Source organism: Algoriella xinjiangensis (assembly GCF_900115015.1).
Lineage (GTDB): Bacteria > Bacteroidota > Bacteroidia > Flavobacteriales > Weeksellaceae > Empedobacter > Empedobacter xinjiangensis.
Genome location: NZ_FOUZ01000040.1, coordinates 1 through 1,254, shown reverse-complemented (window position 1 = coordinate 1,254; position 1,254 = coordinate 1). Strand labels below are relative to the sequence as shown.

At 30.5% G+C, this 1,254-nt stretch carries 2 protein-coding genes; both read right to left on the bottom strand.

Annotated features, from left to right (window positions below):
- Positions 1-16: 16 nt before the first annotated feature.
- Positions 17-904: an IS3 family transposase gene (locus tag BM072_RS15355; RefSeq protein WP_420866288.1), complete on the bottom strand. Its 888-nt coding sequence runs from the start codon at positions 902-904 to the stop codon at positions 17-19.
- 23 nt (positions 905-927) lie between these two features.
- The gene (locus tag BM072_RS15645) at positions 928-1,194 is read right to left on the bottom strand and encodes a transposase (protein WP_038336637.1); all 267 of its coding nucleotides are present in this window, start codon (positions 1,192-1,194) and stop codon (positions 928-930) included.
- Positions 1,195-1,254: the final 60 nt, after the last annotated feature.

Below are 1,254 nucleotides of genomic sequence, written 5' to 3'. Positions count from 1 at the left end.
TGTAATCTTCCCCTTGTTAGGAACATTTAAAAGTATAGTTTTTATTTAATATTATTGTATTATTATTTTGATTAATTTGAAATGTAGGAAAATCATTAGGATTTTTGACCTTACCATATTTCAATAAAAAATTTCTAGGAGAAAGATATTGTAAAGAACTGTGTGGTCTTTCATTGTTATACATCCACATCCAAATTTCTGTATAATTTTTCATTTCTTTGATATTTTCAAATAAATAAGCATTTAAAAAATCTGTTCTAAAAGTTCTATTAAATCTTTCAATCAACGAATTTTGCGTAGGTTTCCCAGGTTGAATATAATATAATTCAATGGCTTTTTTTTGACAAAATAGTTTTAGTTTTTCAGCAATAAATTCTGGACCATTATCTACTCTAATTTTCTCAGGTTTCCCTCGCCATTCGATTAGTTTTTCAAGTTCAGAAATTACTTTAGCTGAAGGTAAGCTTGTGTCGATACAAATACTCAAAATTTCTCGATTAAAATCGTCTATAATATTCAAACTTCTCACGCTTTTTCCGTTTTCTAAACTATCATGCATGAAATCCATACTCCACGTTACATTTGGATAAATCGGACGTAAAAGCGGCTCTTTAATCCTTGCAGGAAGTCTTTTTTTACGTTTATTACGTAGGTTAAGTTTCATCGAAGTGTAAATTCGATAAACTCGTTTATGGTTCCAAGTAAAGCCTAAATTTCGTAAACGATAATGCATCATCCAAAAGCCCCAAGTTTGATGCTCGTTGGATAGTGCTATCAATTCAAAACGTATTTTATCATCCTCATCTTTACGTACTTTTTGATAATAAAAAACGGATGTTCTTAAGCTAAATAGACGACAAGCCCTGCGAGAACTTAGTTGATGTTTTGTTTTTGAATACAACACCAATTCTCGTTTTTCACAAGGCGTTATAGCTTTTTTTCGATAACATCTTTTAAAACTACGTTTTCTAAAGTAAGCTCTGCTACAATTTTTTTATATTGAGACAATTGCTTCTCTAGTTCCTTTAATTGAGCTAATTGATGGGCTTCCATTCCGCCATATTTACTCTTCCATTTATAAAAAGTGGGTTGACTTATTCCATGTTCACGACAAATTTCATTGACTGTTTTGCCTTGATTTTGTTCTGATAAGATCTTGACGATCTGAACTTCTGTAAAATTGCTCTGTTTCATAATTATCCCTAAGTTAATAAACTATATTTTTAAACGGTCCGTTTTTTAGGGAAGATTACA

Coding starts and splice junctions, on each gene's coding strand:
- BM072_RS15645 (WP_038336637.1), bottom strand. CDS start 1,194: ATGAAACAGAGCAATTTTACAGAAGTTCAGATCGTCAAGATCTTATCA.